This window comes from Streptomyces sp. NPDC059524, assembly GCF_042749255.1.
In the GTDB taxonomy this organism is placed as follows: Bacteria; Actinomycetota; Actinomycetes; order Streptomycetales; family Streptomycetaceae; genus Streptomyces; species Streptomyces xanthii.
In genome coordinates this window covers 23306-46735 of the sequence record NZ_JBHYTK010000049.1, presented here as the reverse complement: position 1 = coordinate 46735, position 23430 = coordinate 23306, and the positions used below count along the sequence as shown (strand labels likewise).

The 23430-nt window shown below is 72.9% G+C and carries 19 protein-coding genes; 7 read left to right on the top strand and 12 right to left on the bottom strand.

The annotated features are described in order from the left end of the window. Nucleotides 1-100: 100 nt before the first annotated feature. Nucleotides 101-598 (bottom strand): hypothetical protein, encoded by a 498-nt coding sequence (locus ACFW9D_RS16400; RefSeq protein ID WP_188340540.1) that lies wholly within the window; start codon nucleotides 596-598, stop codon nucleotides 101-103. A gap of 45 nt (nucleotides 599-643) precedes the next feature. Next, a complete protein-coding gene (locus tag ACFW9D_RS16395) occupies nucleotides 644-1285 on the bottom strand; it encodes a CGNR zinc finger domain-containing protein (protein WP_384622553.1) in 642 nt (213 codons plus the stop codon). 79 nt (nucleotides 1286-1364) lie between these two features. Between ACFW9D_RS16395 and ACFW9D_RS16390 the strand changes: the two genes are divergently transcribed. Further along, nucleotides 1365-2102, top strand: coding sequence for a leucine-rich repeat domain-containing protein (locus tag ACFW9D_RS16390; RefSeq protein ID WP_384622550.1), 738 nt, complete (start codon nucleotides 1365-1367; stop codon nucleotides 2100-2102). Between the two features lie 189 nt (nucleotides 2103-2291). Here ACFW9D_RS16390 and ACFW9D_RS16385 read toward each other — a convergent pair whose 3' ends face one another. From ACFW9D_RS16385 to ACFW9D_RS16360, 6 genes are all read right to left on the bottom strand, one after another. Further along, nucleotides 2292-3218 (bottom strand): universal stress protein, encoded by a 927-nt coding sequence (locus ACFW9D_RS16385; protein ID WP_384622547.1) that lies wholly within the window; start codon nucleotides 3216-3218, stop codon nucleotides 2292-2294. Between the two features lie 149 nt (nucleotides 3219-3367). Then, complete coding sequence (locus ACFW9D_RS16380; protein WP_188340537.1) at nucleotides 3368-3610, bottom strand: DUF397 domain-containing protein; 243 nt, start codon at nucleotides 3608-3610, stop codon at nucleotides 3368-3370. Between the two features lie 84 nt (nucleotides 3611-3694). Next, nucleotides 3695-4873, bottom strand: a complete 1179-nt coding sequence (locus ACFW9D_RS16375; protein ID WP_188340536.1) for a thiolase domain-containing protein — start codon at nucleotides 4871-4873, stop codon at nucleotides 3695-3697. Continuing rightward, entirely contained in the window at nucleotides 4870-5949 is a 1080-nt protein-coding gene (locus ACFW9D_RS16370) for a thiolase domain-containing protein (protein ID WP_384622542.1), read from the bottom strand. Before ACFW9D_RS16370 ends, ACFW9D_RS16375 begins: the two co-directional genes overlap by 4 nt. A 1-nt stretch (nucleotide 5950) precedes the next feature. After that, complete coding sequence (locus ACFW9D_RS16365; protein ID WP_384622539.1) at nucleotides 5951-6913, bottom strand: Zn-ribbon domain-containing OB-fold protein; 963 nt, start codon at nucleotides 6911-6913, stop codon at nucleotides 5951-5953. Between the two features lie 243 nt (nucleotides 6914-7156). Next, nucleotides 7157-7957 carry a crotonase/enoyl-CoA hydratase family protein gene (locus tag ACFW9D_RS16360; protein ID WP_384622536.1) on the bottom strand — a complete coding sequence of 267 codons (801 nt, stop codon included), beginning with the start codon at nucleotides 7955-7957 and terminating at the stop codon, nucleotides 7157-7159. A 191-nt stretch (nucleotides 7958-8148) separates the two neighbouring features. Between ACFW9D_RS16360 and ACFW9D_RS16355 the strand changes: the two genes are divergently transcribed. From ACFW9D_RS16355 to paaK, 3 genes are all read left to right on the top strand, one after another. After that, nucleotides 8149-9771, top strand: coding sequence for an acyl-CoA synthetase (locus tag ACFW9D_RS16355; RefSeq protein ID WP_384622533.1), 1623 nt, complete (start codon nucleotides 8149-8151; stop codon nucleotides 9769-9771). A gap of 50 nt (nucleotides 9772-9821) precedes the next feature. Further along, on the top strand, nucleotides 9822-10625 hold the full coding sequence (locus tag ACFW9D_RS16350; protein WP_384622530.1) for a GNAT family N-acetyltransferase: 804 nt from the start codon (nucleotides 9822-9824) through the stop codon (nucleotides 10623-10625). 77 nt (nucleotides 10626-10702) lie between these two features. Next, nucleotides 10703-12010, top strand: coding sequence for a phenylacetate--CoA ligase PaaK (gene paaK / locus ACFW9D_RS16345; RefSeq protein WP_188340530.1), 1308 nt, complete (start codon nucleotides 10703-10705; stop codon nucleotides 12008-12010). 362 nt (nucleotides 12011-12372) lie between these two features. On the opposite strand, the gene ACFW9D_RS16340 is transcribed toward paaK, so the two are convergent. Beyond that, a complete protein-coding gene (locus tag ACFW9D_RS16340; RefSeq protein WP_384622527.1) occupies nucleotides 12373-13887 on the bottom strand; it encodes an acyl-CoA synthetase in 1515 nt (504 codons plus the stop codon). 117 nt (nucleotides 13888-14004) lie between these two features. On the opposite strand from ACFW9D_RS16340, the gene ACFW9D_RS16335 reads away from it, so the two are divergent. After that, nucleotides 14005-16419, top strand: a complete 2415-nt coding sequence (locus ACFW9D_RS16335; RefSeq protein WP_384622524.1) for a penicillin acylase family protein — start codon at nucleotides 14005-14007, stop codon at nucleotides 16417-16419. Between the two features lie 72 nt (nucleotides 16420-16491). On the opposite strand, the gene ACFW9D_RS16330 is transcribed toward ACFW9D_RS16335, so the two are convergent. Together ACFW9D_RS16330 and ACFW9D_RS16325 are read right to left on the bottom strand one after the other, a co-directional pair. Further along, nucleotides 16492-18057: an acyl-CoA synthetase gene (locus tag ACFW9D_RS16330; protein WP_384622521.1), complete on the bottom strand. Its 1566-nt coding sequence runs from the start codon at nucleotides 18055-18057 to the stop codon at nucleotides 16492-16494. A gap of 270 nt (nucleotides 18058-18327) precedes the next feature. Beyond that, nucleotides 18328-19428, bottom strand: a complete 1101-nt coding sequence (locus tag ACFW9D_RS16325; protein ID WP_384622519.1) for an NAD(P)H-dependent flavin oxidoreductase — start codon at nucleotides 19426-19428, stop codon at nucleotides 18328-18330. 178 nt (nucleotides 19429-19606) lie between these two features. Between ACFW9D_RS16325 and ACFW9D_RS16320 the strand changes: the two genes are divergently transcribed. Together ACFW9D_RS16320 and ACFW9D_RS16315 are read left to right on the top strand one after the other, a co-directional pair. After that, a complete protein-coding gene (locus ACFW9D_RS16320; protein ID WP_384622516.1) occupies nucleotides 19607-21400 on the top strand; it encodes a serine hydrolase in 1794 nt (597 codons plus the stop codon). A 101-nt stretch (nucleotides 21401-21501) separates the two neighbouring features. Beyond that, nucleotides 21502-22749, top strand: a complete 1248-nt coding sequence (locus ACFW9D_RS16315) for an FAD-dependent oxidoreductase (RefSeq protein ID WP_384622514.1) — start codon at nucleotides 21502-21504, stop codon at nucleotides 22747-22749. 8 nt (nucleotides 22750-22757) lie between these two features. On the opposite strand, the gene ACFW9D_RS16310 is transcribed toward ACFW9D_RS16315, so the two are convergent. Continuing rightward, nucleotides 22758-23375: a TetR/AcrR family transcriptional regulator gene (locus ACFW9D_RS16310; protein ID WP_384622511.1), complete on the bottom strand. Its 618-nt coding sequence runs from the start codon at nucleotides 23373-23375 to the stop codon at nucleotides 22758-22760. Nucleotides 23376-23430: the final 55 nt, after the last annotated feature.

Here is a 23430-nt window from a genome sequence, read left to right as displayed (position 1 = left end):
GTCGCGGCTGCCTGGCCCTCCCGCCTCGGCGGGTCAAGTAGCGGGCCCGGCACCGCGGTGGCGGCGGCCCGGCCCCGGTCGTGTGTCGTGGGAGCTGGGCTCAGCCCTGCTGGAAGAGCTCCGCGGGCAGCGGCTTGAGCAGCGCGTACAGGTCGTCGGTGATGGGGCGGTCCCAGGAGGCGATCGTCACCAGCACGTTGTCGCTGCGGTCGAACTGGACGCAGGAGATGCGGGTCTCCGACAGCTTGAGGCGGCGCACGATGAGGAGGTTGTCGCCCTGCATCACGGGGACGTCCTCGACGTCGGTGACGGTGACCTCCTCGTCGTTCTCCAGCGCGATCAGGAGCTGGGCCACCTCGAAGGGGATCTCGCCCTCGGCGGTGTCCCGGGCCGGGGAGCCCTCGGGCAGGTTGCCGATGATCATCGCGGGGCCGCGGCCGCCGAACAGGTCGTAGCGCAGGAACACGCCCTGGCAGGAGCCGTCGGGGGCGGGCAGCAGGCCGGCCCCGAGATTGCCCGGCCAGTCACCCGGGTCCATGGCCAGGACGTCGAAGTCGGGGCCCGCGGGGGTCGCTGCGCGGCGGCGGAGGAAGGACATGCGGTCCATCGTACGTCGACTCGGCGGCTCGCCCCGTGTCGGGGTTCACTCGCTGTGAGGTGCCCGTCCCGTGCGGGAGTTGTGCCGCTCGTGGTGGCGGGCGACCCGGGCGCGGTTGCCGCAGGAGGGCTTGCACCACTCCTGGCGCGGGTGCTCCTTGAGGAAGTAGCGCACACAGCGCGGGGCGTGGCAGGCCCGCAGCCGGGTCCGGTCCTCGCTCGCCAGGAAGGCGGTCGCGGCGCGGGCGAGCGCGGCGACGAGGAGGTCGGCGGGCGGTGCGTCCTGCGCCGCGCGCTCCTGTACGAGGGGTGTCGCGTCGTCGGCGGTGTCCCAGGTCAGCACCGGGACGACGGGGCACAGGGCGGCGGCCGCGTTCAGCCGGGCGAGCGCCTCGGGCACGGGGAGCAGGCGGCGGGCGTCGGCGGGGCTCGGCTCTCCCGGGCGCACGGCGCGGGCGAAGAGGGCCCGTACGGCGGCGCGCAGGTCACGTACCCGCTCGAGGGCCGGTTCGTCGGCGCGGAAGCCGGTGCCGGCGGGGAGCGCGTCGGCGCGCTCGCGGACCCAGGCGGTCAGTCCGTCGGGCGTGGTGAGGTCGTCGGCGACGCCACCGTGGCCGTCGTGACGGACGGTGAGGGTGAGGTCGAGGGCGAGCCGGGTGCTGTCGGGGGCGGCGCCGTTGTCTGGCATGCGGCCATCATAGGACCCGCGCTAATGATAGATTCCGCGCCGACCATTAGACGGGCGGCGGGTGGGGGCGAGGGCTGAGATGGCCGCGAGCGGAGCGGTGCCGAAGGTGCTGAACTACTGGCGGGCCGGTCTGGACTCCGTGCCGGACGAGGTGTGGCGCCACCCGGAGACGGAGGTGCTGCTCCTGGCGGACAACCGTCTGACCGCGGTCTCCGACCGGATCGGTGATCTCACCCGGCTGCACACGATCGACCTCGGCCACAACCTGCTGACGTCGGTGCCCGCGCGGATCGGCACGCTGCCGGAGCTGACGCGTTTCCTGTACCTGCACGACAACCGCCTCACGGAGCTGCCGGACACACTGGGGGCGCTCGACCGGCTGGCGTATCTGAACGTCGGGGAGAACCGGCTGACGGCGCTGCCGCCGGCCCTCGCCGCGATGACCGGCCTGGTCGAGCTGCGTGCCCAGGACAACCGGCTGACGGCGCTGCCCGACGGAATCGGCGGCCTGTCCGCGCTGCGTGAACTGTGGCTGCGCGGCAACGCCCTGACCGCTCTCCCGGATTCGGCGCGCGACCTGACGGAACTGCGCGAGCTGGAGCTGCGGGACAACGCGTTCGCGCACGTGCCCGAGCCCCTGCGCGCGCTGCCGCGACTGCGCCGCCTGGACCTGCGCGCCAACCGGCTGCGCGAACTGCCCGCCTGGATCACGGAGCTCCCCGCGCTGGAGAAGCTCGACCTGCGCTGGAACGACGTGCACGTCGCGCCCGGCCTGCTCGACGAGCTGACCGGGCGCGGATGCGTGGTCCTGCGCTGAGATCCCCACAGGCGAGCCGGCGTTCCGCGGCCGGGCTCGGTCGAGCGTGCACGACCGGCACCCTCACGCGCGGCGCGGTCCCCCACGCCGCCCACTGAACACCCCGCGCCACCCCGGTCCCGCCCGATCATGGGTGGCGGCACCGCGGACGGCAGAACCGGCCGTCGACCGGGTGCTCGCCGGACCGGCTCAGGCGGGTTCGTCCCCCTCCGGCGCCGGGGGCACCACCGCCACCGGGCTCGCCGCGTGCAGCAGCACCGCGTGCGTGACCGAGCCGAGCATCGGCGCGGGGCGGGTGAGGCGGCGGCGGTGCCGGCCCACGACGACCAGTTCCGCCTCGCGGGAGGCGTCGACGAGATGCCCCGCCGCGTCGCCGGGCGCCACGTACAGCTCGACCTCTACTTCAGGGTGAGACTTCCGCTGTTCCACGAGCGCGTCATTGGCGAGGTCCAGCGTCTCGCGCTCGGCCGCCTTCTGGTCCTGGACCGTCGGCGTGAAGTCGCCGAACGCGCTCCAGGCCAGTACGGGCCAGGGGTACGCGGCGACGACGTGGAGCCGCGCACCGGTGCGGGAGGCGTGGGCGAAGGCGAAGGCCAGGGCCGTCTCGTCGGGGTCGTCGGTCTGCAGTCCGACGACGACGCGCGGACCGGCCGGCAGCGGCGTCTCGGAGTCGATCCGGCGGCCCGGCCGGGGCACCACGACCACGGGGCAGTCGGCGTCCCGGGCCGTCGCGACCCCGTTCGACCCGAGCAGCAGGCTGGCGAAGCCGCCGCGTCCGCGCGAGCCGAGGACGAGCAGCTGGGCCCGCGCGCTCTCCTCGGGCAGCAGTGCGGCCGGGAGGCCTTCACGGCTGACGTACTCGACGGGCGGCAGTTCGCCGCCGCGCGCCACGAGCGAGGTGCGGACGGCTTCCAGCACCCGGTCCTCGCGCTCGGGGGACTCGCCCCCGGCGACGAGCACCCCGGGCTGCACGGCCGGCGCGTACTGCCGCACGTGCAGGACGCGCAGCGCCGTGCCGCGCCGGGACGCCTCGGCGAGGGCCCAGTCGAGGGCTCTGCGGCTGTCGTCGGATCCGTCGACCGCGGCGACTACGGGCTGGGCGTGCGGCGTGCTCATGGCTGGTTTCGCCTCCGACACCGGGCACGGTGTCCGTGCCCTGTTAGACCGGCTGTTCCTGCGGCCAGGGTTTCGCATGCGCGCGCCGCAGGACAGGGCCGAAGGTCACGTGTCGGAGGGAAATCGGTGAGGGGCCCGCGGACGACGGGCTACGTCAGATCGAACTCGCCCTCGCGGGCGCCGTGCACGAACGCACCCCACTCGGCGGGGGTGAAGATCAGCGAGGGGCTCTGCGGGCTGCCGCTGTTGCGCATCGCGACGAACCCCTCGACGAAGGCGATCTGGACGTCGCCCCTGCCGTTGCTGCTGGACCGCCAGTCCGCCGCGCTCAGGTCCAGATCCGGCTTGTCCCACCCCGCGAGCGGGTGCTGGTCGATGGTGCTCTCGGCCACGTCCGTGCTCCTCCCGGTTCGTCGTCCGTGCGCCAGCGTAGCGACCGGGCCGGGCCCCGCACAGGCCGCGAGGCGCGGCGGTGTTCAGCTCGTGGGCGGCTCCGCGCCGACGAGCCACATGGAGAAGAACTGCGCGCCGCCGCCATAGGCGTGCCCGAGGACCTTGCGGGCCCCGTCCACCTGGTGTTCCCCGGCCTGGCCGCGGACCTGGAGCGCCGCCTCGGCGAAGCGGATCATGCCGGAGGCGCCGATCGGATTCGTGGAGAGGACACCGCCCGACATGTTGACGGGGAGGTCCCCGTCGAGCTCCGTGACACCCGATTCGGTGAGTTTCCAGCCTTCGCCCTCGGCGGCGAAGCCGAGGTTCTCCAGCCACATCGGCTCGTACCAGGAGAACGGCACGTACATCTCGACGGCGTCGATCTCACGGCGCGGGTCGGCGATGCCCGCCTGCCGGTACACGTCGGCGGCGCAGTCCTTGCCGGCCTGCGGCGACACGAAGTCCTTGCCCGCGAACAGGGTCGGTTCGCTGCGCATGGCGCCGCCGTGCAGCCAGGCGGGCGGGCGCGGGGCGCGGGCCGCTCCGGCGCGGTCGGTGAGGATCATCGCGCAGGCGCCGTCGGAGGACGGGCAGGTCTCGGAGTAGCGGATGGGGTCCCAGAGCATGGGCGCGGACTGCACCTTCTCCAGGGTGATGTCGTGCTCGTGGAGGTGGGCGTAGGGGTTCTTGAGGGCGTTGCGGCGGTCCTTGTAGGCGACGAGGGAGCCGACGGTGTCGGGGGCTCCGGTGCGCCGCATGTAGGCGCGGACGTGCGGGGCGAAGAAGCCGCCGGCGCCGGCGAGGAGCGGCTGCTGGAAGGGGATCGGCAGGGAGAGTCCCCACATGGCGTTGGACTCGGACTGCTTCTCGAAGGCGAGGGTGAGGACGGTGCCGTGGACGCGGCCCGCGATCAGGTTCGAGGCGACGAGCGCGGTCGAGCCGCCGACGGAACCGGCGGTGTGGACGCGGAGCATGGGCTTGCCGACGGCGCCGAGCGCGTCGGCGAGGTACAGCTCCGGCATCATGACGCCCTCGAAGAAGTCGGGCGCCTTGCCGATGACGACGGCGTCGATGTCGGCCCAGGTCAACTCGGCGTCGTCGAGGGCGCGTCGGGCGGCTTCGCGGACGAGTCCGGCGAGGGAGACGTCGCGGCGGGCGGCGACGTGCTTGGTCTGGCCGATGCCGACGACCGCGACCGGTTCCTTGTGTGCCGTGCTGGTCATCGGGTCGCTCCTTCGGATCCTTCGGAAGCTTCGAGTACGGCGACCAGGTTCTGCTGGAGGCAGGGCCCGGAGGTGGCGTGGGCGAGGGCGCGCCGCGCCTCGCCGCGGTGGATGCGGGCGGCGGCCTCGCCGATGCGGATGAGGCCCGCGGCCATGACGGGGTTGGCGGCGAGGGCGCCGCCGGACGGGTTGACGTCGACGTCGTCGCCGAGCCGCAGCGCCTTGCGCAGAACGACCTCCTGCGAAGTGAAGGGGGCGTGCAACTCGGCCGTGTCGACCGGTCGTTCGAAGGCTCCGGCGTGTTCGGCGGCGAGCCGGGTGGAGGGCGAGTCGGTGAGGTCGCGGACGCCCAGGGAGTGGGCCTCGATGCGGTGGTCGATGCCGCGGATCCAGGCGGGCCGCTCGCACAGTTCGCGGGCGCGGTCGCCGGCGGCGAGGATCACGGCCGCCGCGCCGTCGCCGACGGGCGGGCAGTCGCCGGTGCGCAGCGGCTGGACGACGTAGTCGCCCTGCGGGACGCCGGGGCCGCGCAGTTGGGCGTGCGGGTTGGTCGCGGCGGCGGTGCGGCTGCGGGCGGCCACCCCGGCGAGGGCCTTCTCGTCGGTCTCTCCGGCGTCGACGAGGGCCTGTGCCTGAAGGGCGGCGAGGGCGACGGAGTCGGGCCACAGCGGGGCCACGTAGTAGGGGTCGAGCTGGCGGGTCAGCACGTCGCGCACGGAGCCGGGCGATGACTTGCCGTAGGAGTAGACGAGGGCGGTGTCGGCCTCGCCGGTGAGCAGCTTGGTCCACGCCTCGTACAGCGCCCAGGCGCCGTCCATCTCGACGTGCGACTCGGAGATCGGCGGCCAGGCGCCGACGCCGTCGAGCGCCATCGTGAACGAGAAGGCGCGGCCCGCGAGGTAGTCGCTGGATCCCGAGCAGGTGAACCCGATGTCGCTGGTCCTCAGGCCGGTGGCGTCGAGGACCTGGTGCAGCACGGGCATCAGCATCTCCACCTCCGACACCTCGTCGGTGGTGCGCCGGTGGTCGCTCTGCGCGAAGGCGACGACGGCGATGTCCCGGATCGGCGGCCGCATCTCAGATCAGCTCCTTGTACGAGTCGTAATCGGCGTCGGGTTCGCCGGTCGGCCGGTAGTGGTCGGGGTAGCGCCCGCCCTCCGTCCAGACCGGTTCGACGCGCAGCCCCATGCGCACCTGGTCGTAGGGGATCCCGGCGATGCGGCCGTGCAGGGCGAGGTCGGCGCCGTCGAGTGCGATGTGCGCGTAGACGTACGGCACTTCGATGTCGAGGTTCTTCGCCTTGATGTTGACGATGCAGTACGTGGTGACGGTGCCGGCCGGGCCGACCTCGACCTGTTCCGTCGTGGCGACGCCGCAGGTGGGGCAGGCGCCGCGAGGCGGGACGTAGACCTTGCGGCAGGAGGGGCAGCGTTCGCCGACGGTGCGGCGGTCCGCGAGGGCGTTGATGTACCGGGTCTGGGCGCCGCCGGGACTGTACTCGTAGTCGAGCCGGGCCGGGGTGACGATGCCGGTGACCATGTCGCCGAACTCGCCCTGGTGCGAGGCGGCTTGAGCCGGTTCCGTGGTGCTGTCGTCCGGTTCGAAGCAGGCGATGTCGGTGATGGCGCCCTCGCGCTCGGCCGCCCAGCGGACGCGGACGCGCTGCCCGGTGCGGACCGCCTCCGGACCGGGTACGTCGAGGGCGTGCAGCAGGGCGGTGTCGGCGCCGTCGAGCTTGACGAGGACCCAGGCGAAGGGGGTGTCGAGGGGCTGGCCGCGGCGCGGTTCGTGGTTCCACGCCCAGGTGGTGACGGTGCCGGTGGCGCCGACCTCGACGAGGTCGCGGAGCTCCTCGGCGGTGTCCGGGTCGTACTCGACGGGCGGTACGAGGACCTTGCCGGTCGGGGTGCGGACGCCGAGGGTGACCTTGTTCCGGAGTCCGGTGAGGAAGGCGCTCTGGACGGGGCCCAGGGAGCGGGTGAACGGGAACTCCACGATCAGGGGTGCCCGGAGTATGTCTGGGCGGGGGGCTGTCGTCATCGCGCGGGTCTCCTTCGGTTCGGGTCGGGTCCCCGTCTGCGGGGTTCGCTGTCTCGTCGCCGGGTGCGGCCCGGTGGGGGCTGGTCGCGCAGTTCCCCGCGCCCCTGAAAGGCAGCGGCTTCGCCGCGCCTTTCTCCGTGAAAAGGCCGGCCCGCACCTGTGTCAGGGAAATGCACCCGAAGGGCATGCATTTCAGGGGCGCGGGGAACTGCGCGATCAGCCCCCACCGGGCGGACGGCCGGGCTACTCGCGAAGGAAAACGGCGGGGCGGTGCTCCGCAAATGCGCGGGCGCCTTCCTTCGCGTCGGCCGTGTCGAAGATGGGCCACCCACGCTTGAGCTCCGCGGCGAGCCCGTCCGACTCGGACAGCTCCGCGGTCTCGTACACGGAGGCCTTCACGGCCTCGACGGCGAGCGGCCCGCACGCGTTGACCCGCTCGGCCAGGGCCAGCGCCGCGTCCAGCGCCGTGCCGTCGGGCACGACGCTCCCGACGAGCCCGATGGCCGCCGCCTCCGCCGCCGAATAGGGCCGGCCCGTGAGCAGCATCTCCAGCGCGTGCGTGCGCGGGATCTGCCGGGGCAGCCGGACCGTGGAGCCGCCGATCGGGAACAGCCCGCGCTTGACCTCGAAGAGCCCGAACATCGCCGACTCCCCCGCGACCCGGATGTCCGTGCCCTGGAGGATCTCCGTGCCGCCCGCGACACAGGCCCCCTCGACCGCCGCGATCACCGGCTTGCGCGGCCGGTGATGGCGCAGCATCGCCTTCCAGTGCAGGTCGGGGTCGGCCTTCATGCGGTCTCTGTACTGCTGTCCGTCCATGCCCTTGCCGGCGAGGGCCTTGAGGTCCATGCCGGCGCAGAACGCGCCGCCGGCCCCGGTGAGCACGACGGAGCGGATCGCGTCGTCGGCGTCCGCCTCCAGCCAGCCGTCGTAGAGGCCGACGAGCATCGGCAGGGACAGGGCGTTCTTCGCCTCCGGCCGGTTGAGCGTGAGGACGAGCGTCGCGCCCTCACGCCGTACGTCGAGATGTTCGGTACCGCCCATGGCTGCCCTCCAGTCGGCCGGAGCCCCGAAGTCCCGTAGCCCTCGGAACGAGAACAGGTTGCAGGAGGGGGCGGACGGGCACAAGAGTTTTCTGACAGGTAGTCAGATTTCTTGCCGCGGCCTCTTCCGCCTTCCTGCCGACTCTGCTGTGATGACCGGCACACGAGACGGTGCCACGGTCAGGAGGAGCGGTGGAGTACAACCTTGCCGACCTGTTCGAGTCGGTCGTCGACGTGGTCCCTGACCGCGAGGCGCTCGTCTATGTCGATCACCCGGGCACCGGGGCGGAGCGCCGGCTGACGTACGCGGAGCTGGACGCGGCGGCCAACCGCCTCGCGCACCACCTCGTCGACAGCGGCGTCCGGCCCGGCGAGCACCTGGGGCTCCACCTCTACAACGGGGTCGAGTACCTCCAGACCGTGCTCGCCTGCCTGAAGGCGCGCGTCGTGCCGGTGAACGTCAACTACCGGTACGTGGAGGAGGAGCTGGTCTATCTCTACCGCGACGCCGATCTGGCGGCGCTGGTCTTCGACGCCGAGTTCACCGAGCGGGTGGCGGCGGCGCTGCCGCGGACGGAGAAGCTGCGGCACCTGGTCCGGGTGGGGACCCCGGATCCGGCCGCGCCGCCGCTCAAGGCCGTGGACTTCACGGAGGCGGAGGCGGCCGGTTCACCGGAGCGCGGGTTCGGGCCACGCTCGGCGGACGACCAGTTCATCATCTACACGGGCGGCACCACGGGCATGCCGAAGGGCGTGATGTGGCGCCAGGAGGACCTGTTCTTCTCGGGGCTCGGGGGCGGCGCGCCGACCGGGGAGCCGGTGGCGCGGCCGGAGGAGCTCGCCGAGCGGGTCGCGGCGGGCGGTGACGGCATCACGTTCTTCCCGACGCCGCCCCTCATGCACGGCACGTCGACGCTCACCGCGTTCATCGGTTTCAACTTCGGCCAGCGCATCGTGATCCACCGCAAGTTCGCGCCGGAGGAAGTGCTGCGCACGGTCGCGAAGGAGAAGGTCACCAGCATGTCGCTGGTGGGCGACGCGATGCTGCGTCCGCTGATCGACGCGCTCAGCGGCCCGCTGAAGGGCACCGACTGCTCGTCGATGTTCAGCGTCTCGTCGTCCGGCGCGATCATGTCGGACTCGGTGCGCGCGGCGTTCCAGGCGCTGGTGCCGAACGTGATGCTCCTGAACAACTTCGGCTCGTCCGAGTCCGGGTTCAACGGCACCGCGACCGACGGCTCGGGCGCGGGCCAGGGTTTCCGGCTGCGGGTCAACGCCCGTACCCAGGTGGTGGATCCGGCGACGCACCGGCCGGTCGAGGTCGGCGAGGTGGGCCGGCTCGCGCAGCGCGGCCATGTGCCGCTCGGCTACTACAACGACCCGAAGAAAACCGCCGAGACGTTCTTCGAGTACGACGGGGCGCGCTGGGTGCTGCTCGGCGACATGGCGACCGTGGACGAGGAGGGCATCGTCACGGTCCTGGGCCGGGGCTCGCAGTGCATCAACACCGGGGGCGAGAAGGTCTATCCGGAAGAGGTCGAGCAGGCCCTCAAGTCGCACCCGGACATCTACGACGCGCTGGTCGCCGGCGTCCCGGACCCGAAGTGGGGCAACCACGTCGCGGCCGTGGTGCAGCTGCGCGACGGCGCCCCGGAGCTGACCCTGGACTCGCTCCAGACGCACTGCCGCACCCATCTGGCCGGGTACAAGATCCCCCGCCAGCTCGTCGTGACGGACCGCATCCAGCGCTCCCCCAGCGGCAAGGCGGACTACCGCTGGGCGCGCTCTGTGGCGGCGGAGTCGGCGGCCGGCTAGCGCGGGTTAATCCGGTTGCCCCGGCATCACGGCGGTGCTGGGGTGACCGCATGGATTCCGAAGCGGTACTGAAGCTGTACGACCGGCAGATGCGGCGCGAGGCGCGGCCCGACGAGGCGGGCGCGGTGATCGAGCGGACCGGCGGCGTCGTGCGCCAGCTGGGCCCCGAGGGCGGCTGGAGCGCGGTCCTCTGGTCGGACCTCGACGAGGAGAGCGCCGACGCGGCGATCGCGGAGCAGGTCCGCTTCTTCGGCGCGGCCGGGCGTGACGTCGAGTGGAAGACGTACGGGCACGACCGGCCCGCCGATCTGCCCGCGCGCCTGACGGCGGCCGGGTTCACGGCCGAGGAGCGCGAGGCGCTGCTCGTCGCCGAGACGGCGGCGCTGCCGCTCGACGTGCCGCCGCCGGACGGGATCCGTCTGCTGCCGGTGACCGAGGAGGCGGACGTCGCGCTCGTCGAGAAGGTCCACGACCAGGCCTTCGAGGGCGGCCGCTCGGTCATCGGACAGCTGCTCCGCAGCCAGCTGGCCCAGGATCCGGGCACGGTCGCCGCGGTGGTCGCGCTGGCCGGGGACGAGCCGGTGAGCGCCGCCCGGCTCGAGCTGCACCCGGGCACGGACTTCGTGAGCCTGTGGGGCGGCGGCACGGTGCCGGCCTGGCGCGGGCGCGGGATCTACCGCTCTTTGGTGGCGTTCCGGACCCGCATCGCCGCCGAGCGCGGCTTCCGGTACGTGCATGTCGACGCCTCGCCGTACAGCCGGCCGATCCTGGAGCGCCTCGGCTTCGCCGTGCTGGGCACGACCACCCCGTACGTCCTGGAGGCGAAGGACAACCCGCAGGCCCGTATCTCTTGACGTGGGCGGTCCCGGCTTGAATTACTGACGTCAGCAGATCAACCGAATGATCGGTCGGGACTTCGGGAGTGCGGACGATGACGTCGAGGGCTTCGAACACGCAGGGCTGGGACGCGGGCGAGCTGATGGGCCTGCCCGAGCTGCGGGCGCTGCAGCTGGAGCGGCTGCGGGAGACCCTGGCCCGTGTCTACGAGCGGGTGCCGTTCTACCGCGACGCCTTCGACAAGGCCGGGGTCCGCCCGCAGGACTGCGCCTCCCTCGCGGACCTGGCCCGCTTCCCGTTCACCACCAAGACGGACCTGCGGGACAACTATCCGTTCGGGATGTTCGCCGTGGACCGCTCGGACGTGCGCCGGCTGCACGCCTCCAGCGGCACGACGGGCCTGCCGACCGTCGTGGGGTACACGCAGGACGACCTGGACACGTGGGCGGACCTGGTGGCGCGGGCGATCCGCGCGGCCGGGGGCCGCCCCGGGGACACGGTGCACGTGGCGTACGGGTACGGCCTGTTCACGGGCGGTCTCGGCGCGCACTACGGAGCCGAGCGGCTCGGCTGCACCGTGATCCCGGCGTCGGGCGGGATGACCTCGCGGCAGGTACGGCTCATCCAGGACCTCAAGCCCGAGATCATCATGGTCACGCCGTCGTACATGCTGACGCTGCTCGACGAGTTCGAGCGGCAGGGCGTGGACCCGCGCGCCTCCTCGCTGCGCGTCGGGATCTTCGGCGCGGAGCCGTGGACGGAGGAGATGCGGCGCGAGATCGAGGAGCGGGCCGGGATCGACGCCGTCGACATCTACGGTCTGTCCGAGGTCATGGGCCCGGGCGTCTCGCAGGAGTGCGTGGAGACCAAGGACGGACTGCACATCTGGGAGGACCACTTCCTCCCCGAGATCGTCGATCCGATCACGGGCGAGGTGCTGCCCGACGGGGAGCAGGGCGAGCTGGTCTTCACGTCGCTCACCAAGCAGGCGATGCCGGTGATCCGCTACCGGACCCGGGACCTGACCCGGCTCCTTCCCGGCACGGCGCGGCCCGCGTTCCGCCGCATGGAGAAGATCACGGGCCGCAGCGACGACATGGTGATCCTGCGCGGGGTGAACCTGTTCCCGACCCAGGTCGAGGAGATCGTGCTGCGCACCCCGGCCGTCGCCCCGCACTTCCAGCTGAAGCTGACCCGCGAGGGCCGCATGGACGCCCTGACGATCCGCGCGGAGGCCCGCCCGGACGCGACGCCGGACGAGCGGGAGGCGGCGGCCCGGGCCATCGCGGCGGGCATGAAGGACGGCGTCGGCGTGACGGTCTGCGTGGAGATCGTCGACCCCGAGACCCTGGAGCGCTCGGTCGGCAAGATCAAGCGCATCATGGACCTGCGCGGCGCGTGAGGCCACCGGGCCGAGAGCCGGGCCGAGCGACCACGGCCCGGCTGCCCCGCCGAAGCAGCGGGACAGCGACCCGCCCCGGCCTGACGCGACACCGGGCCGCACCAAGCCGCACCCGCCGACAGCCACACCGCCGAACCCCGGAGCCGCCGGCCGCCGCACTCACCCGCGCACCCCCAGGCCCCACCGGGACGGCGAGACACCGGCGCCGCACAGGACCCGGCTGACGGGCCACCTCACGGCACGCGCGGGCACACCCCTGCGACACCGGCCCTTGGGCTCCCCGCCCGCCGTACGCTCCCGCGTGCCGGTGCGCACGGTGCCGGGCGGTACCCGTGCCGGGGGCCGCCGCGTGAGCGGCCGGATCAGTCCTGCGCGAAGCGGTCCCGCAGTTCGCGCTTGAGGATCTTGCCGCTCGCATTGCGCGGGAGTTCGTCGACGAAGACCACGCGCTTCGGCGCCTTGAAGTGGGCGAGCTTCTCGCGGGCATGGGCGAGGAGTTCGGCCTCGGTGACTTCTCCGCCGCGCACCACGACGGCGGTCACGGCCTCGATCCAGCGCTCGTCCGGCAGACCGACGACGGCCGTCTCCGCGACGGCGGGGTGGGTGTAGAGCGCGTCCTCGACCTGGCGGGAGGCGACCAGGACGCCGCCGGAGTTGATGACGTCCTTGACCCGGTCGACGACGGTGAAGTAGCCCTCGGCGTCCCGCACGGCGAGGTCGCCGGAGCGGAACCAGCCGTCACGGAAGGCCTGTTCGGTCTCCTCGGGCTTGTCCCAGTAGCCGTCGCACAGCTGCGGCGAGCGGTAGACGACCTCGCCGGGCGTGCCGTCGGGCACGTCCTTGCCGTCCTCGTCGACGATCTTCGCCTCGACGAACAGCACCGGGCGGCCGCACGAGTCCATCCGGCCCTCGTGCTCGTCGGGGCCGAGGACGGTGGCGAGCGGCCCGATCTCGCTCTGCCCGAAGCAGTTGTAGAAGGCGAGCGAGGGCAGCCGTTCGCGCAGCCGCTCCAGGACGGGCACGGGCATGATCGAGGCGCCGTAGTACGCCTTGCGCAGGGCGCCGAGGTCGCGGGTGGCGAAGCCGGGGTCCTGGGACAGGGCGATCCACACGGTCGGGGGCGCGAAGAGACTGTCGGCCTCCCCCGCCTCGACGAGGTCGAGGACCGGCCCGGGGGCGGGCGCGTCGAGCAGCGTGTTCGTCGCGCCGACCGCGAGGTAGGGCAGCAGGAACACGTGCATCTGGGCCGAGTGGTAGAGCGGCAGCGCGTGCACCGGCCGGTCCGTCGCCCTGAGGTCGAGGGCGTGGATCGCGCTGACGTACTCGTGCACGAGCGCCCGGTGCGTCATGCGGGCGCCCTTGGGCAGGGCGGTCGTGCCGGAGGTGTAGAGGAGCTGGACGAGGTCGTCGGCGTGCGGCGCCGGACCGTCGTGGGGCGCCGCAGCGGGCAGCCGGGCGAGCAGGGAGTCGTCGGCGTCGCGCAGGGCCAGGGTGTCGGTGCCGTCGGGCAGGTGGCGGGCCAGGTCGGGGTCGGTCAGGACGAGGGTGCTGCCGGACTGCCGGACGAGGTAGGCGAGGTCGTCGCCGGTCAGGTTCTGGTTGACCGGCACGTGCACGAGGCCGGCCCGCGCGCAGGCGAGGAAGCCGATCAGGTAGGCGTCCGAGTTGTGCCCGTAGGCGCCGACCCGGTCGCCGGCGGACAGGCCCAGGCCGAGCAGCACCCCGGCCGCGCGCGAGACGGCGTCGTCCAGTTCCTCGTACGTCCAGGAGCGCGGTCCGTAGCGCAGGGCGACCCGTGCCGGGGTGCGGCGGGCGCTGCGCCGCAGCACGCCGTCGACCGTGCTGCCCGTTGCCTCTGCTGCCGGTGAGCTCGTCATGGCGTGATCCTCAGCGGTGCGCAGCGCCGGGTCAAGAGGTGTGTGCAAGGGCCTCCGCAGCCGACATACCCGTTGGTACGCTCAACCACCCCTGTTTCCCCTCCAGTTGGGAGCACGATGCGCACCCGCCCGAGAGGACGGTCCCTTGCGGCCGTCGGGATCACCCTGCTGACCGTGCTCGGCAGCACGGCCGCGGCGCCCTCCGCGCAGGCCGGCCGCGCGGATCACCCGCACGGCGGCGGACTGTCCGCCACCATCCGGTACACCGAGTACGGGATTCCGCACATCGTCGCGAAGGACTACGCGAACCTCGGGTTCGGCACCGGGTGGGCCCAGGCCGCCGACCAGGTGTGCACGCTGGCCGACGGGTTCGTGACAGTGCGCGGCGAGCGTGCGCGCCGGTTCGGGGCGGACGCGGCACCGGACGGCTCGCTGTCGTCGGCGACCACGAACCTGGCGAGCGACCTGTACTTCCGCGGGGTCCGCGACACCCGCACCGTGGAGAAGCTGCTGGCCACCCCGGCCCCGGCGGGCCCGAGCCAGGACGTCAAGGACGCGATGCGCGGCTGGGCCGCCGGGTACAACGCCTGGCTGCGCGACCACCGGGTCACGGACCCGGCGTGCAAGGGCGCCGACTGGGTCGAGCCGGTGACGACGCTGGACGTGGCCGCGCGCGGGTTCGCGATATCCGTGCTGGGCGGGCAGGGCCGCGGCGTCGACGGCATCACGGCCGCGCAGCCGCCGGCGGCAGGGGCCGCGGCCCCGCAGTCCCCGGACAAGGAGGAACTTGCCGACGCGGCCCGCGAGTTGTTCGCCCAGGACGACGCGGACATGGGCTCGAACGCGGTGGCGTTCAGCGGGGACACGACGGCGAACGGGCGCGGCCTGCTGCTCGGCAACCCGCACTACCCGTGGCAGGGCGGCCGCCGGTTCTGGCAGTCGCAGCAGACGATCCCGGGCGAGCTGAACGTGATGGGCGGCTCGCTGCTCGGCACGACGGGCATCTCCATCGGCCACAACGCGTACCTCGCCTGGAGCCACACGGTCGCCACGGGCGTCACCCTCAATCTCCACCAGCTCACCCTCGACCCGGCCGACCCGACCGCGTACATGGTCGACGGCCGGCGGGAACGGATGACGCGCCGGACGGTCACGGTGCCCGTCAAGGGCGGCCCGGACGTCACCCGCACCCAGTGGTGGACGCGCTACGGCCCGGTGGTCACCTCCATGGGCGCGGGTCTGCCGCTGCCCTGGACGGCGACGACGGCGTACGCGCTGAACGATCCGAACGCGCTGAACCTGCGGGCCTCGGACACCGCGCTCGGCTTCAGCAAGGCCCGCTCCACGGACGACGTGCTGCGCGCGCTGCGCCGCACCCAGGGCATCCCGTGGGTCAACACGATCGCGGCGGACTCCGCGGGGCACTCCCTGTTCACGCAGTCGCAGGTGCTGCCGCGCATCACCGACGACCTGGCGGCGCGCTGCTCGACACCGCTCGGCAAGGTCACGTATCCGGCTTCCGGGGTCGCGGTGCTCGACGGGTCGCGCGGGGACTGCGCGCTCGGCAAGGACGCGGACGCGGTGCAGCCCGGTATCTTCGGCCCGTCCCGGATGCCGGTCCTGAAGGACGCGCCGTACGCCGAGAACTCCAACGACAGCGCCTGGCTGGCCAACGCGGACCGGCCGCTGACCGGGTACGAGCGGGTCTTCGGCACGGTCGGCACGCCGCGCTCGATGCGGACCAGGGGCGCGGTCGAGGACGTCGCGGCGATGGCCGGGCGCGGGAAGCTGACGGTGGCGGACCTCCAGCGCCAGCAGTTCGCGGACCGGGTGCCGGCGGGTGATCTGGCGGCGGCGGACACGGCGGCGGCCTGCGCGGCGCTGCCGGGCGGCACGGCGACCGGCAGCGACGGCAAGGCGGTCGACGTCTCGGAGGCGTGCCGGGTGCTGGCCAGGTGGGACCGCACGATGCGGACGGACAGTCGCGGGGCGCTGCTCTTCGACCGGTTCTGGCGCAAGCTGACGACGAAGGTGCCGGCCGCGCAGCTGTGGAAGGTGCCCTTCGACGCGGCCGACCCGGTCCGCACGCCGAACACGCTGAACACACAGGCGCCCGGGTTCGCGACGGCGCTCGCGGACGCGGTCGCCGAACTGCGCGGCGCGGGCCTCCCGTTGGACGGGGAGCTCGGCGGCAACCAGTTCGTGGTGCGCGGCGGGGAGCGGATCCCGGTGCACGGCGGCACGGAGTCGCTGGGCGTGTGGAACAAGGTCGAGCCCGTGTGGGACCCGGCCGGCGGCGGCTACACCGAGGTCGTGCACGGGTCCAGCTACATCCAGGCCGTGGGCTGGGACGGCGGTCGCTGCCCGGTGGCCCGTACGCTCCTGACGTACGGCCAGTCGTCGAACGCGGCGTCGGCGCACTCCCGTGACCAGACCCGGCTGTTCTCGGGCGGGAAGTGGGTCACGGAGCGTTTCTGCGAGAAGGACATCCTGCGTTCGCCCGCGCTGCGGGTGGTACGGGTGCGCGGCTGAGCCGCTGCGACGGCTCGGTGACGGGTGAGGGGGAGGCCGGCCGGCCTTCCCTCACCCGTGGAACCGGACGGTTCAGACAGCCCGGGTGCGGCCCTCCCAGTACGGGTCGCGCAGCCGCCGCTTGTACAGCTTGCCGTTCGGGTCGCGGGGCATCGTCTCGATGAAGTCGACGGTCTTGGGCCGCTTGTAGCCCGCGAGCCGCCGCTCGCAGTGGGCGAGGATCTCCGTGGCGAGGGGCTCCCCCGCCGTGTAGCCGTCGGCGACCTCGACGACGGCCTTGACCTCCTCGCCCCAGTCGTCGTGCGGGATGCCGAAGGCGGCGGCGTCGGCGACGGCGGGGTGGGCGAGGAGCTCGGACTCGATCTCGGCGGGGTAGATGTTCACGCCGCCCGAGATGATCATGTCGATCTTGCGGTCGCGCAGGAAGAGGTAGCCGTCCTCGTCCAGGACGCCCAGGTCGCCGACGGTGAAGAAGTCGCCGATGCGGTTCTTGCGGGTCTTGCCCTCGTCCTTGTGGTACGCGAATCCGCCGGTGCTCATCTTCATGTAGACGGTGCCGAGTTCGCCCGGGGGCAGCCGGTTGCCGTCGTCGTCGAAGACGGCCAGTTCGCTGATGGGCCAGGCCTTGCCGACCGTGCCGGGCTTCTTGAGCCAGTCCTCGGCGGTGGCGAACGCGCCGCCGCCCTCGCTCGCCGCGTAGTACTCCTCGACACAGCCGCCCCACCAGTCGATCATGGCGCGCTTGACGTGGTCGGGGCAGGGCGCGGCACCGTGGATCGCGTGCCGCATGGACGACACGTCGTAGCTGTCCTTCACGCCCTGCGGCAGCGCGAGCAGGCGGTGGAACTGGGTCGGCACCATGTGCGTGTGCGTGCACCGGTGGGTGTCGATGAGGCGGAGCATCTCCTCGGGCGTCCACTTGTCCATGAGGACGAGGGTGTGCCCGATGTGCAGCGACGCGCCCGCGAACTGGAGCACGGCCGTGTGGTAGAGCGGCGAGCAGACCAGGTGGACGTTGTCGTCGAAGGGCTTGACGCCGAAGATGCCGAGGAAGCCGCCGAGGTACGACTCCTCGGGGAGCTTGCCGGACAGCGGGCGGCGGATGCCGCGGGGGCGGCCCGTGGTGCCCGAGGTGTAGTTCATGACCCAGCCGAGGGTGCGGTCGGCGGGCGGCTGCTCGCTCTGTCCGTCGAGGAGTTCGGCGTACGGGCGGAACGTGTCGACGGCGCCGCCGACGGCGTAGCGGTGCGTGGGCGGGAGCTTCGCCTCGTCTGCGGCGGCGCGGGCCTGTTCGGCGAAGCGTTCGTGGGCGATGAGGACCTTGGCGCCGGAGTCGGCGACGATCCAGGCGATCTCGGGGCCGACGAGGTGGTGGTTGACCGGGACGAGGTAGAAGCCGGCCTGGGCCGCCGCGAGGTAGGCGGTGAAGAACTCGACGCCGTTGGGGAGGACTACGGCGAAGGCGTCGCCGCGCTCCATTCCGGCGGCGCGGAGGCCGTGGACGAGGCGGTTGGTGGCGGCGTGGAGGTCGCCGGCGGTCCATTCGGTGCCGTCCGGGGCGATCAGCGCGGGGCGGGCGGGATCCTGTGCGGCCTGGGCCCAGAAGCCGTTGGGTTGTTTCGCGGTCGGGTCGGACATGGGGTTGATCCCTTCTGGAGCGGGGGCGCGGCTTCTCAGTGGGGTGATGGCGGTCTCGTCGCCGAGTGCGGGTGGTGGGGGCTGGTCGCGCCCCGCGGCGGAGCCGCATATCGACACGGCCCCGCGCCCCTGAAATGCAGACGCTTCGGGTCGCATTTCCCCGATGCGGCACCCCTCTATGGAGGTCGCGCACGAAGTGCGCATCTCCAGGGGCGCGGGGAACTGCGCGACCAGCCCCCACCGGGGCCGCGCCCCGCGACGAAACCGGAGTCACCTCCCCGCGATCCGGTTCAGCCGGTTGACGGCCACCTCGAAACCCCGGGTCAGATCGTCGAAAACGGCCTGGACGCTGCGCTCCTCGTTCATACGGCCCACGATCTGCCCGACCGGCGTCCCGAGCAGCGGCTCGACCTCGTACTTCTGGATCCGGGAGACCGCCTCGGCGACGAGCAGCCCCTGCAGCGGCATGGGGAGCGTCCCGGGCCCGGCCGGGTCGTCCCACGCGTCGGTCCACTCCGTGCGCAGCTGCCGCGCCGGCTTCCCCGTGAGCGCCCGCGACCGCACCGTGTCCCCCGATCCGGCGGCGAGCAGTTTGCGGGTGAGCGCGGCGGAGTGGAGGTCGGCCTCGGTCGTCGTGAGCCAGACCGAGCCGAGCCACACGCCCTGCGCGCCGAGGGTGAGCGCCGCCGCGACCTGCTGCCCGCTGCCGATGCCGCCGGCGGCGAGCACGGGCAGCGGGGCGACCGCCTCGACGGCCTCGGGCGTGAGGACCATGGAGGCGATCTCGCCGGTGTGGCCGCCGGCCTCGTAGCCCTGGGCGACGACGATGTCGATGCCCGCCTCGGCGTGCTTGCGGGCGTGCCGGGCGCTGCCGGCGAGCGCGGCGACGAGGACGTCGTGCTCGTGGGCGCGGGCGATGACGTCGGCCGGGGGTGAACCGAGCGCGTTGGCGAGGAGTTTGATCGGGTAGTCGAAGGCCACGTCGAGCTGGCTGCGGGCCACCTGTTCCATCCAGCCGGTGATGCGCCAGCCGGACGCCTCGCCCTCGGCGAGTTCGGGGACGCCGTGCCGGGCGAGCGTCTCGCGGACGAACTCCCGGTGCGTCTCGGGGATCATGGCCTCGACGTCGGCCTCGGTGACGCCCTCGACCTTCTTCGCGGGCATGACGACGTCGAGTCCGTAGGGGCGTCCGCCGGCGTGCGCGTCGAGCCAGTCCAGGTCGCGTTTGAGTTCGTCGGGCGCCGTGTAGCGGACCGCGCCGAGCACGCCAAAACCTCCGGCGCGGCTGATGGCGGCGGCCACCGCCGGGAACGGGGTGAACCCGAAGACAGCGTGTTCGATGCCCAGTCGTTTGCTCAGCTCCGTCTGCATGGGCGCAGAATGCCGCAGCGAACCGGCGGACGGAAGAGCTTTTCTGATGCACCGTCAGATTTTCCGGTCACGGAACGGTCCCCGACGGCACGGCCGGGACGGTTGACACACCCTCTCGCTGACATGAAAGTTTCATCCGTCGAGCGAGATCCCGAAAGATACTTTCAGGAGGCTGTGCATGAGATCGACGGAAGCGGGCGGCACACGGTCCGGTCTCACCCGGCGCCGGCTGGGCGCCGCGACCCTGGCACTGGGCGGCGCGCTGGCCCTCACCCCGTTCCCCGCGGGCCCCGCCGCGGCGGCCCCGGCCGGCCCCGCGCGCCCCACCCTGCGCCGCGGCTCACCGGAGCGCGCGGGCCTGCTCGCCGGGCATCTGCGCCAACTGGTCGCCGACGCCGAGAAGTTCCTAGACCCCTCCCCCAAGCACCCGTGGTACGCGGGCGCGGTGCTGCTCGCCGGCCGGGGCGGGACGGTGGCGCTGCACCAGCCGATCGGCAAGGCGGTGCGGTACGCGCACTACGACGACAAGACGGACACGGGCGTCGAGTTCCCGCCCGAGCAGCAGATCGACATGGCCGAGGACACGGTCTTCGACCTGGCCTCCGTCTCGAAGCTGTTCACGTCGATCCTCGCGGTGCAGGAGATCGAGCGCGGCCGTCTGGAGCTGGAGGCGACGGTCGCCTCCTACCTGCCGGACTTCGCGGGCGGCGGCAAGCAGGACGTGACCGTACGTCAGCTGCTCACGCACACCTCCGGGTTCCGCTCCTGGATCCCGCTCTACAAGGAGCCGACGCGCGAGGGCCAGATCGGGCTGATCTGGAAGGAGGCGCTGCAGAACCCGCCGGGCTCCACGTACCTGTACTCGGACCTGAACCTGATCTCGCTCCAGCTCGTCCTGGAGAAGCTGACCGGCACCCCGCTGGACGCGCTGCTGCGCGAGCGGATCACAGGCCCGCTGGGCATGACCCGCACCCGCTACAACCCGCCCGCCGACTGGAAGCCGAAGATCGCGGCGACGGAGGACGCGCGGGCCCCCTGGTCCGGGCTGGACCGGGGACTGGTGTGGGGCGAGGTGCACGACGAGAACGCGTACGGGCTCGGCGGCGTCGCCGGGCACGCGGGCGTCTTCTCCACCGCCTGGGACCTCGCGATCCTCGGGCGGACCCTGCTCAACGGCGGGATCTACGGCAAGGCGCGGATCCTTTCGGAGGACTCGGTCGAGCTGCTGTTCACCGACTTCAACACCGCGTTCCCCGGCGACGACCACGGACTGGGCTTCGAGCTCTACCAGCACTGGTACATGGGCGCGATGGCGACTCCGCGCACGGCGGGACACACCGGGTTCACCGGCACCTCGCTGGTGCTCGACCCGACGACCGACTCCTTCCTCATCGTGCTCGGCAACTCGGTCCACCCGGTGCGCTCGTGGCGGTCCGGCTCCGCACCCCGGGTCGCCGCGGCCGACAACATGGCGCGCGCCGTCGCCGTACGTCCCGCGCACGGGCGCACCGCCTGGTTCTCCGGCATGGCGAGTGCCACCTCCGCGACGCTGACGCTGCCGGACCTGCGGCTGACCGCGCCGGACGCCGCACTCACCTGCGCCCTGTGGTGGGACACCGAGCCGGCCTCCGACTTCCTGTTCCTGGAGGTGTCGACGGACGGCGGCGCGAGCTGGAAGCCGCTCCCCTTCACCACGCGCCGCGACCGCGACGACCCGCAGGACCACCGGTCCGGGTCCGTCGACGGCTGGTCGGGCCGCGCCTGGCACCGGCTGACGGCTCCGCTCGGCGAGGCCCGGTCCGCCTCCACCCGGGTCCGCTGGCGGTACGCGACCGACCAGTTGTACGTGGGGCGCGGCGCCTACGTGGACGGGATCAAGGTCACCGACGGCCGGACCGTCGCCTTCGACGAGGCCCGCCCCGCCGACTCCTCCCGCATCGAGGCGACCGGCTGGACGGCCTCCCGGGACTGAGCGGAACCACCTTCCCTAACCGCTCGGTAAGACATCTGACCGAGCGGTTAGACTCGCTCGCGTCGGCCTGGGGGACGGGACGCACGAGGGAGGACGGACGCGTGGAACGGACGACGTGCTGTGTGGTGGGCGGCGGGCCCGCCGGGATGATGCTGGGGCTGCTCCTCGCGCGGGCCGGGATCGAGGTGACGGTCCTGGAGAAGCACGGCGACTTCCTGCGCGACTTCCGCGGCGACACCGTGCACCCCTCGACGCTCCGTCTCCTGGACGAGCTCGGCCTCGGCCCGCGCTTCGCGGCGCTGCCGCAGCGCCGGCTGACGCAGATGCGCATGCACATCGACGGCGTCGAGGTGGTCGCCGGAGACCTGCGGCGCATCCCCGGCCGGCACAAGTACATCGCGATGGTGCCGCAGTGGGACTTCCTCGACCTGCTGGCCTCGGCCGCCCGCGCCGAGCCGTCGTTCACCCTGCGGATGCGGGCCGAGGTGACGGGGCTGCGCACCGCGCCCGACGGCCGGGTGTGCGGGGTGCGGTACGCGGACGAGGGCGGCGGCGCGCACGAGCTGGCCGCGGATCTCGTCGTCGCCTGCGACGGGCGGGACTCCCGGGTGCGGGCGGCGGCGGGGCTCGAGCCCGAGTACCGGGACGTGCCGATGGACGTGTGGCAGGTGAAGGTGCCCGCGCCGCGCGACGCCGTGAAGGACGGGCGGGTGTTCCTCAGCATCGGGGCGGGGCAGGTCGCCGCGACGATGGACCGCGGCGACTACTACCAGACGTCCTATCTGATCCGGCGCGGCGCCGACGCGGAGCTGCGCGCGGCGGGCCTGGACCGCTTCCGCGACCGGCTCGGCGACCTGCTCGGCTGGGACCGCACGGTGACGGCCGCGATCCGCTCCTGGGACGACGTGAAGCTGCTGGAGGTGACGATGGGCCGCCTCACCACCTGGCACCGCGAGGGCCTGCTGTGCATCGGCGACGCGGCGCACATGATGTCGCCGACCGGCGGCGTCGGGGTCAACCTGGCGGTGCAGGACGCGGTGGCGGCGGCCCGCCTCCTGGCGGCCCCGCTGCGCGAGCACCGGCTGACCCGCGCGGATCTGGCCCGGGTGCAGAAGCGGCGCCGGCTCCCGATGGCGGTGACCCAGAAGTCGCAGGAGGGCGAGCACGAGATGCTGCTGCGCCCGGCCCTGGAGGGCACGCTGCGCGGGGACCGCCTCCCGCTCCCTCTGCGCCTGGTCCGCCGGGTCCCCGCCCTGCGCACCCTGACCGGCTATCTGGGCGGCGTGGGCATCCGCCCGGAACACGCCCCGCCCTTCGCCCGCCGGGCCCCGGAACGCCCACCGTCCTGACGCGCGCCTCAGTCCGCCGCGATCGCCCTGAGGACGAAGGCCTCCGTCTCCCGCGCCGCCGCGGTCAGGTCGAAGTCCGGGTCGGCGAGCCAGTGCGCGACCACGCCGTCGATCGCTCCGCCGATCACCAGGGCCACGGCCTTCACGTCGAACTCCCGGAACCGGCCGACCTGTTGACCCGCTTCGAGCAGCTCGGCCAGACCCTGCCTGCGGCCACCGACGTCGTGCTGGCCGGGGGCGCGGAAGCGGGTGCCGGCGTGGTCGTCGAGCAGCGTCTCGGTGATGACGCGGACGTGCCGGCGGTGGTCGCGCTGGTAGCCGATCATCGCGTGGACGTACGCGACGACGGCCGCCCGGGGGTCGTCGCCCCGCTCGGCGACGCGCTCGGCGACGTACGCGGTGAACGCGTCGAGGACGTGCGCGAACGCCGCCTGGGTCAGGTTGTCCTTCGACGTGAAGTGGTAGAGGACGGCCGCCTTGGAGAGGCCCGCCCGTTCGGCGATGGCGGAGAGGGAGGCGGCCGCGAGCCCCTTCTCGGAGATCAGGTCGATGGTGCACTCGACGAGCTGCCGGCGCCGGGCCTGCTCCGTGAAGGTGGGCGCACCGTCCGTGCGGCGGGGAGTCATGGGGCACCACCCGTGTCGAATCCGGTAGGTCGAGAAGGGAGAGAAGCCCGGCCGG